Origin of the sequence: Holdemanella hominis, from assembly GCF_014306155.1 — a bacterium.
Classification (GTDB): Bacteria; Bacillota_I; Bacilli_A; order Erysipelotrichales; family Erysipelotrichaceae; genus Holdemanella; species Holdemanella hominis.
On the sequence record NZ_JACRWH010000007.1, the window covers coordinates 42,474 to 51,598 of the forward strand.

The following is a 9,125-nucleotide window of genomic DNA, read 5'->3' on the forward strand; positions in this document are numbered from 1 at the left end:
ATGAAATCAATTGTTATTGTTACTATTGGTTCTGTTATAGTTTCTATTGGAATCTATAAAGGAATTCGTAAAGTATTATATAAAAAGGATGTCACAAATAAGGCAAGTTTTGCCAGATTAATAAAATATGTTTTGGTTTTTATTAATGGAATGATTTTTCTTGGACAATTTGAACAGACCAAACCTATTATGTCCTATCTTGCTGCATCCAGTGGAGTGGTTGCCTTAGTTTTAGGTGTTGCTGCTAAAGATGCCTTTGGAAATCTATGTAGTGGTTTAATGATTTTAACATTTAAACCATTTGTAGAGGGCGATTTAATTAAAGTCAATCAAGGTGAATTGATTGGGTATGTTGAAAGTATTCGTTTTCGTCATACGATCATTCGTACGTATGAAAGTAATCGTATTATTGTGCCAAACTCAACATTGAATTCGGCTACGATTGAAAATGCATTTTTTCAGGATGCGCGAAAGAATAACTATTTAGAAATTGAGGTTTCTTATGGAACGAATATTGATTTGGCGATAGATATTTTAAAGAGTTTAGTTGAAAAGACAATGGGAGAATATGATATTGAAAGTGAAACTCCAATTGAAGTAAAAGTAATCAATTTTTCTACAACCGGCATTGATCTACGTGTTGTTGTTCCAAGTAAGACAAGTCTAGATGGTTTTGATATGCTCGCAAAGATTCGTTATGAACTTGTTAAAGAGTATGAAAAAGCCAATATTCATTTTGGAAATTATTCAGTAGAGGTAAGTCAATCATGATAAAAGTATATACAGAAGTATTGGGATTTAATAATTTAATGTATCGATACATGAGTTTACCTAACTCATTATCTTTAGCGGATTTAGCTTATTATACATTAGCGTCTTATTTGTCTGAAGAATATGCGGACTTTGTGATTGAAGTGAATGGTATCCCTTTTGTATGCCCAAATTGTGAGGATGAACAATTTAATAAGTTACCTTGTGCTTCATCAATCCAGCCTGATTTCAAAGAGGGAGATACATTTAAGATGGTTTATGATTTAGAAGAGCCTTTTGAGATTGAAATTCAAGTTGAAAAAGTGGATGATATAGAAGAAGGTGCGAATGTGATCAATGGTCGTGGCTTTGCGATATGGGATGGTTTTAAAGAGTTTCAGGATTATTATTATCAGTCCATGGAATTGTTTAAAGAATATGTCGAAGCCAATGAGATGAGTCTTTCGGATTTTCCAGTAGATGAAGATTTAGATATCGTTGAATTGAATAAGGTGTTGGAATATAACTTTGAAGAATTAAAAGATGTGTATGAGGGTGAGTAGATGAAAGTATATGAAATGAGTTTTCGTGACATGAATCAGAAAATGGTGGAAATCCATGGCATGAAAATGGTTAAGCTTTTAGAGAAGATGGGGTTAAAGCTAGATAATCTATATGGTGCATTAATGTATGGTTATATCGATCATAATGCGGGTTTTATTTTTGAAATCGTAGCTTTGGAAACAAAGAAACGCAATATTGAATACCGCATTGTACCGATTGGTGTATCGTGCAAGATTCCTCGTTTTGATGTGCAGGAAATGGATATTCAAATCTTGGATAATGTAAATGTGGAATTGTTCCAGGATAAGATTGATATGGTTGAAAAGGCCACAGAAGTTTCTAAGGAATTAGAAGAACTTCGTTTATATAAAGAGTTGGATCCATCAAGACATTTAGAGTATCCAGATGATATCATGGTTTATTTTCTAGACGAAGGAAAAGATGTAGAGGCATGTTGGGTTCGTCTGGAAGGAATACAAGATGGAAAGATGTATGGAACAGTATTAACGGCTTTACATCAGAATTTTGGTGTAAAAGAAAAGGATACAATTTATTTTGGCATGACAGAAATGGAAGATCACAAATTGGCGTGTGTATGGGTGAAAGAAGATGAATAAAGAGGATTCATTATATTCGATTTATGTACAAATATTAAAAGAAGAATTAGTGATGGCTATGGGTTGTACAGAGCCTATTGCGATTAGTTATGCGTGTGCTAAGGCAACGCAAGTGCTAGATCATTTACCAGATCGTATTGTTGTTAAGGCAAGTGGCAGTATTATAAAAAATGTTAAGAGTGTGATTGTACCTCATACAAATGGCTTAAAAGGGATTGAAGTTGCAGCTGCTGCAGGAGCTCTATATGGGGATGCCGACGCAAAACTAGAAGTGCTTTCTAGTGCAACACGTGAACAAATTGAAGAATTGCCTGAATATGTTCAAAATACAAATATTACCGTGCAGCACATTGAACAAGGGCATGTATTCGATTTAGAAATCCATGTGTATTATGAACAAGAACACGCCAGTGTTCGTATTGTAGATACGCATACGAATATTGTACAAATTGAAAAAAACTGGCAAGTTATTTTTGAAGATAAGACGACGAGTTTAGAACTTAAAGCCGATCACAGTGCTTTGATTATGAAACAGATTTGGGATTTTTCACAAACTGTGGATATTGATGATGTAAAAGAAATACTAGATCGTCAAATCGCTTGTAACATGGCCATCGCAAATGAGGGGATTCATAATTCGTATGGTGCAAACATTGGTCATGTGATCTTGAATATGGATTCAGATTGTGTAAAGACAAGGGCCAAAGCTTATGCGGCGGCTGGATCCGACGCAAGAATGAATGGGTGTGAACTTCCAGTTGTGATCAATTCAGGAAGTGGAAATCAGGGGATTACTTGTTGTGTGCCTGTTGTTGTGTATGCCAAAGAATTAGATTGTACGCAAAAACAATTGTATCGTGCTTTGGTTTTGTCCAACTTAACAGCTATTTACATTAAAACAGGTATTGGTACTTTATCGGCATTTTGTGGTGCTGTTAGTTCTGGAGCTGCTGCGGGTGCTGGTATTGCCTATTTACATAATGGAACCTATAAAGAAATTCAGCATACGATTGTCAACGCATTAGCCATCCTTTCGGGTACGATTTGTGATGGGGCTAAGGCTAGTTGTGCAGCTAAGATTGCTTCTAGTGTAGATGCTGGTATTATGGGGTACTATATGTATAAAAATAAGCAACAATTCTATGCAGGCGATGGAATCGTTGCTCATAGTGTGGATGAAACAATTCAAAATATTGGAACACTTGGTTCTCAAGGAATGCTTCAAACGAATGATAAAATTATTGAGATGATGATTTCTTGCGATTAAAAGTAGATAAGCGAATGATTAACTGTGGTTCATATTCCATATGGACGATACGTTTTCGTTCGCTTTTTGTTTGTTCTAAAAGAATATCAACGGCTTCTTTTCCTTTTTCACAAGCACCGTGGTCTACCGTGGTCAATTGTATTTGAGGAAAATCGGCTTCAGGAATATTGTCAAATCCGGCTACACTTGTTTTAATGTTGTGATCTTTTAAACAGGCTACGATGCCTAAGGCTGTCATGTCATTATTTCCAATATAGGCATCGTATTTATCACTTAAGATTTGTTTCGTTAAACGATACCCATTTTCGTATTCTCTTTTTTCGATGGGGTATAATTCAAATTGTTTAGACGAGTTAAAAAATACTTGTGTATTTGACAAGACACTTTTAACTCCTTCATATCTTTCGTTTCGCCCAATTTCCGTTGTATCTAATGGACTTGATATATACGCAATCTTTTTGTGTCCTAACTGTTTTAAATGGGTACCTAATAATTTACCACATTTAAAACTGTTGAGTTCGATGGAATCACAATCAAGTTTTTTTGGTTTATCCCCGATAATAATGCACGGTATTTGTTTGGAAAGTGTATTCCATTCATCAACAAATTTTGGGGGATATAGAAGAATGATTCCACATGGTTTTAATAGTTTTAAGTTGGAAAGGGCGTGCTTTTCAAGATCATCTTTTCGCAATGTAGAAATAGTAAAGATTTGTGTTTTTGTCTTACTCGCCTGTTCAATGATACTTGAAACAACCATAGAATAATACGAATTGGATAAGTTGGAACAAATCACGACAATCGTATTTTTTGCGTTTGAATACCTTTTTTTAACTTCTGGCTTTTTATATCCCATTTGTTTGGCTGTCTTTTTGACGAGATTTACTGTTTCTTCTTTGAAAGATACATTCTTATTCTCACTTAGAATCATAGATACAGTGGATTGCGATACATTTGTGGCTTGGGCAATATCGCGTGTAGTTACTTTATTTCTTTTTCCCATAATAAACCTCTTTTGATTTATTTTGATTAATAAATCGATTACTAATCAAATCATTAATCGATATCTATTTTTATCTTACACCATTTTATTTGATTGTCTAGCTATTAATCAATATTTTGATTAATAAAATGGACTTTTTTACACATTTGAAATGAAATATAAATAAGCGTATCGTAACTTTGAAAGAGGTGCGAACTATGTACGATTGTATAATAATTGGAGCGGGTATCAGTGGATGCTCTTTAGCTTTTGAATTGAGTAAATATAGTGGAAAAGTATTGTGGTTAGAAAAAAATAATGATGTGGCCGATGAAACAACTAAGGCCAATAGTGCAATTATTCATGCGGGCTATGATCCAGAGCCAAATACTTTGATGGCAAAATATAATATTTGGGGTAATAAAATTATTCCTTCTTTATGTAAAGATTTAGATGTTCCATGTAAGAATATTGGTTCTTTGGTTGTTGGATTTAGTGAAGAGGATGATAGGACCATTGAAATGTTATATAAGCGTGGTGTACAAAATGGTGTTGAAAATCAGCGTATTATTAAACAGCCTGAGCTATCTGTTATGGAACCCAATTTAAATTCAGACTGTACAAGCGCTTTATATGCGCCAAGTGCATGTATTATCAATCCTTGGCAGTTTGCGATCGCATTAAGTGAAGTGGCAATTCAAAATGGTGTAGAGCTTCGTTTGAATGAAGAGGTTACGAGTATAAAAAAAGATGGAGATATCTTTATTGTGAATGATACATACAAAGCTCCATTGGTTGTAAATTGTGCGGGTGTTATGTGTGATCATGTAACTGGACTTATTAAGAAACCAGATTATAAGATTACGCCAAACAAAGGAGAATATTATTTATTAGATAAGTCACAAGGAAACATGGTTCATCATGTTATTTTCCAATGCCCTACAAAGATTGGTAAGGGTGTATTGGTAGCTCCTACAGTAGATGGAAACTTAATTGTGGGTCCTACAAGTACAAATACGGATGCGGATGATTATTCGACAACGTCTGCAGGATTAAAAATAATTCGTGAAAATGCGGTTAAATCCGTACCGAATATGAAGCTTCAAGAAAATATTCGTACGTTTGCGGGATTGCGTGCAAGAAGTGATACAAAAGATTTTATTATTGGCGAAGATAAAGATATACATAATTTCTTCTTGATTGCCGGAATGGCAAGTCCAGGCTTAAGTAGTGCGAGTGCAATCGCATTAGACATTGTGAGAATGATGCAGGAAAAAGACTATTTCTTAAATTTAAAAAAGAATTATGTTTCTACAAGAAAAGTAGTTCGTTTTAAAGAAATGTCACATGAACAAAGAAAAGAATATATTGAAAAACATCCTGAGTATGGTCGTATTATTTGTCGTTGTGAAACCATTAGTGAGGGAGAGATCCTTGATGCGATTCGTCGAAGTCCCAAACCAGTTAGTTTAGATGGAATCAAACGTCGATGTAATGCTGGCATGGGAAGATGTCAGTCAGGATTCTGTGGACCTAGAGTCCAGGAAATTCTAGCTAATGAGTTGGGTGTTAGTCAGTTAGATATTGTTTTGGATAAGAACGGTTCTTATATTTTGTGTGGAAGAACAAAGGAGAATGGTGATGAATAATAGGTATGATGTAGTAGTCATCGGTGGTGGCCCTGCTGGTCTTGCCAGTGCAATCGCCGCAAGACAAAATGGTGCCAAGTCCGTTTTGATTATTGAGCGTGATAAGGAACTTGGTGGGATTTTAAATCAGTGTATTCATAACGGTTTTGGCTTACACCACTTTAAAGAGGAATTAACAGGTCCTGAATATGCAGGAAAGTATATTGATGAAGTTGATAAAACAGATATTGATATCTTATTGGATACAATGGTAATTGAGATTACGCCAGATAAAATGGTGTATTGTTCAAGTAGTATTCATGGATATTTAATGATACAGGCTAAATCTATTATTTTAAATATGGGTTGTCGTGAAAGAACACGTGGTGCAATTGCGATTCCAGGAACTAGAGCTTCTGGTGTGTTTACGGCAGGTGCAGCTCAGCGATATGTAAATATTGAAGGGTATATGCCAGGTAAAAGAGTTGTGATTTTGGGTAGTGGTGACATTGGTTTAATTATGGCGCGAAGAATGACTTTGGAGGGCGCAAAAGTTTTAGCTGTTGTTGAGGTTATGCCGTACTCAAATGGTTTGAATCGTAATATTGTTCAGTGTCTACATGATTATGATATTCCATTGTATTTAAGTCATACAATTACGGATATTGTGGGTAAGTCTAGAGTGGAAAAGGTTGTTGTTTCTAAGGTGGATGAAAATAGAAATCCAATCGAAGGAACAGAAATGGAATTTGATTGTGACTGCGTATTGTTGTCTGTTGGATTGATTCCAGAAAATGAGTTGTCAAATGATTTAGGGATTGAAATGGATTCTAGAACACATGGCCCTATTGTTTATGAAAATATGGAGACTTCTATGGAAGGGGTATTCGCATCAGGTAATGTTGTGCATGTGCATGATTTAGTGGATTTTGTAAGTTTGGAAAGTGAAACGGCTGGAATGGGTGCTGGTCGATATGTTTCAAATGGCGAAGTATCTAAGGATCGTTTCGTAAGGACGATAAATGGAGATAATATTTCGTATGTAGTTCCTCAATATATTCGTAAGGATAATGTAGAAAAGAGTGTTGAGCTTTCTTTCCGTGTAAGAAGACCAACGCAACAGGTAAATATTGTCGTGAAGGATGGGGATACAATCATTGCGAAATTTAAAAAGGAACATGTGATTCCAAGTGAAATGGAGAAGATATCAATTCCTAAAATATTGCTTGAAAAGGCAGATAAAGAATTGGTTGTATCTATTGAGGAGGATGCGTAATGAGAGAGTTAATTTGTATAACATGTCCTAAGGGTTGCCATTTAAAGGTTGATGAAGAAAATGATTATAAAGTAACTGGAAATGGTTGTCCTAGAGGTGCAATCTATGGAAAGAAAGAGTGTACGCATCCAACTCGTGTTGTGACAAGTACTGTGAAAATTGTGGGTGCTGAGATTGAAAGATTGAGCGTGAAAACCAACGGGGATATTCCAAAGGAAAAGATTTTTGATGTGATGAAGGAATTGAACCGTGTGGTTGTGAAGGCACCTGTGCATCGTGAAGATGTAATTGTTTCTGATATTTGTGGTACGGGTGTTGATTTAGTTGCGACGAAAGACTTATAATATTGCTGTTAAAAAAGGGGAGATTTTAGGCTAAGAGTAGGTTTGTCCTAGACCCTATAACCTGATTTGGATAATACCAACGTAGGGAATATATCTTTTTGATAGTGAGCTGCAGATTGGTTTTCTGCAGCTTTTTTTTCTTGGTGGAGAGAATATGAATTATTCAATTTTTGATGTGGATGGAACAATACTGGATTCAATGGAAGTATGGAATACTTTGGCAAGTCAATATGTTCAAAGTTTGGGAATGGTTCCCGAAAAAAATCTTGATGAAATTGTTTCAGATATGAGTTTAGAACAGAGCGCAACATACTTGAAGAATCATTATAAAATCAGTAAACAAGAAGAACGAATCATTTCTGAGGTATTGAATTTTATATCAGATTTTTATGAGTATGAAGTGAACCTTATGCCTGGGTTTAAAGAGTTTATTTCACATTATGATTCGATTAATGTGATTGGTACAAGTTGTGATGAAGAGCTTGTAAAAATTGCGTTGAATAGACTGGGTGTGTTGAATTATTTTGAAGATATTATAACTTGTTCAAAGGTGAATAAGTCAAAAGATGATCCGGATTTTTATTTGGCATGTGCACAAGTTTTAAACCAAAGACCAGAAGATATAATTGTGTTTGAGGATGCAGATTATTGTATAGATGTGGCGAAAAAAGTCGGATTTAAAGTGATTAAAATAAAAGATTGGAGAGATTTAAATGAAAAGTGCATTAACGATTGCGGGAAGTGATTCGAGTGGGGGAGCAGGCATTCAGGCAGACATTAAAACCATGTGTGCTAACCATGTGTTCGCAACAAGTGCAATCACGGCATTAACAGCGCAAAACACATTGGGAGTAACGGGTATTATGGATGTAACACCTGAATTTTTGGGTGAACAGCTAGATGCGGTATTTACAGATATTTATCCGGATGCGGTAAAGATTGGGATGGTATCAAGTTCTAGTTTGATTGAAATGATCGCAAAGAAACTAAAGGAATATAAGGCAGAAAATATTGTCGTTGATCCTGTGATGGTTGCGACAAGTGGTGCTAGATTGATTAGTGAGGATGCGATTGAAACATTGAAAAAAGAATTGTTGCCTTTAGCTACTTTGATTACTCCAAATATTCCGGAAGCAGAAGTGCTTTCTGAAATGGAAATTACGGATGAGGCTAGTATGGTTGAAGCGGCAAAAAAAATCAGTGAAAATTTTGGGTGCGCTACTTTAGTTAAGGGTGGTCATCAAATCAATGATGCGAATGATTTATTGTATAGAAACAATTCATATGCTTGGTTTAAAGGGAAGCGTATCAATAATTCAAATACACATGGTACGGGCTGTACTTTGTCGAGCGCAATTGCATCAAATCTTGCGAAGGGATATGATTTAGATACTTCGGTAAAACGAGCAAAAGACTATATTTCTGGGGCATTAGGAGCAATGCTTGATTTGGGCAAAGGCTCAGGTCCGATGGATCATTCGTTTGCGATAGACAATGAATATACAACAGAATATGAAGGATAATAAGAAAACCATTCTAGTGTTGGCGTCTAGAATGGTTCCTTTTTATTTATTATTATTTTTTAGGAGAGAGATATGAATATTGGTTTATTTCTATATTCATTGCCTTATCTTTAAGGCACTTATAGAATAACATTCCATGTTGTCATAAATTTAGTATAACTTTGGTAAATGTTG

General features: G+C 35.2%; 10 protein-coding genes. 9 read left to right on the plus strand and 1 reads right to left on the minus strand.

Going from position 1 to position 9,125, the window contains the following annotated elements:
* The 4 genes from H8911_RS03510 to H8911_RS03525 are packed head-to-tail and all read left to right on the plus strand — an operon-like array spanning position 1 to position 3,198.
* Positions 1 to 771, plus strand: coding sequence for a mechanosensitive ion channel family protein (locus H8911_RS03510; RefSeq protein WP_186998719.1), 771 nt, complete (start codon positions 1 to 3; stop codon positions 769 to 771).
* Positions 768 to 1,313: a hypothetical protein gene (locus H8911_RS03515; RefSeq protein ID WP_186998720.1), complete on the plus strand. Its 546-nt coding sequence runs from the start codon at positions 768 to 770 to the stop codon at positions 1,311 to 1,313. Before H8911_RS03510 ends, H8911_RS03515 begins: the two co-directional genes overlap by 4 nt.
* Complete coding sequence (locus H8911_RS03520) at positions 1,314 to 1,931, plus strand: hypothetical protein (protein ID WP_186998721.1); 618 nt, start codon at positions 1,314 to 1,316, stop codon at positions 1,929 to 1,931.
* The gene (locus H8911_RS03525; protein ID WP_186998722.1) at positions 1,924 to 3,198 is read left to right on the plus strand and encodes an L-cysteine desulfidase family protein; all 1,275 of its coding nucleotides are present in this window, start codon (positions 1,924 to 1,926) and stop codon (positions 3,196 to 3,198) included. Before H8911_RS03520 ends, H8911_RS03525 begins: the two co-directional genes overlap by 8 nt.
* Here the strand turns inward: H8911_RS03525 and H8911_RS03530 are convergent.
* The gene (locus H8911_RS03530) at positions 3,170 to 4,201 is read right to left on the minus strand and encodes a LacI family DNA-binding transcriptional regulator (protein ID WP_186998723.1); all 1,032 of its coding nucleotides are present in this window, start codon (positions 4,199 to 4,201) and stop codon (positions 3,170 to 3,172) included. The two genes, H8911_RS03525 and H8911_RS03530, sit on opposite strands and share 29 nt — an antisense overlap.
* Positions 4,202 to 4,398: 197 nt before the next feature.
* On the opposite strand from H8911_RS03530, the gene H8911_RS03535 reads away from it, so the two are divergent.
* The 5 genes from H8911_RS03535 to thiD all read left to right on the plus strand — a co-directional run bounded on the left by H8911_RS03535 (position 4,399) and on the right by thiD (position 8,951).
* Entirely contained in the window at positions 4,399 to 5,829 is a 1,431-nt protein-coding gene (locus tag H8911_RS03535) for an NAD(P)/FAD-dependent oxidoreductase (RefSeq protein WP_117926770.1), read from the plus strand.
* Complete coding sequence (locus H8911_RS03540; RefSeq protein WP_186998724.1) at positions 5,822 to 7,084, plus strand: NAD(P)/FAD-dependent oxidoreductase; 1,263 nt, start codon at positions 5,822 to 5,824, stop codon at positions 7,082 to 7,084. Before H8911_RS03535 ends, H8911_RS03540 begins: the two co-directional genes overlap by 8 nt.
* Complete coding sequence (locus H8911_RS03545) at positions 7,084 to 7,428, plus strand: DUF1667 domain-containing protein (RefSeq protein ID WP_117926768.1); 345 nt, start codon at positions 7,084 to 7,086, stop codon at positions 7,426 to 7,428. The genes H8911_RS03540 and H8911_RS03545 overlap by 1 nt, the downstream gene beginning before the upstream one ends.
* 154 nt (positions 7,429 to 7,582) lie before the next feature.
* Positions 7,583 to 8,173 (plus strand): HAD family hydrolase, encoded by a 591-nt coding sequence (locus H8911_RS03550; RefSeq protein ID WP_117926767.1) that lies wholly within the window; start codon positions 7,583 to 7,585, stop codon positions 8,171 to 8,173.
* On the plus strand, positions 8,142 to 8,951 hold the full coding sequence (thiD, locus tag H8911_RS03555; protein WP_186998725.1) for a bifunctional hydroxymethylpyrimidine kinase/phosphomethylpyrimidine kinase: 810 nt from the start codon (positions 8,142 to 8,144) through the stop codon (positions 8,949 to 8,951). Before H8911_RS03550 ends, thiD begins: the two co-directional genes overlap by 32 nt.
* The last annotated feature ends 174 nt before the right edge of the window (positions 8,952 to 9,125 follow it).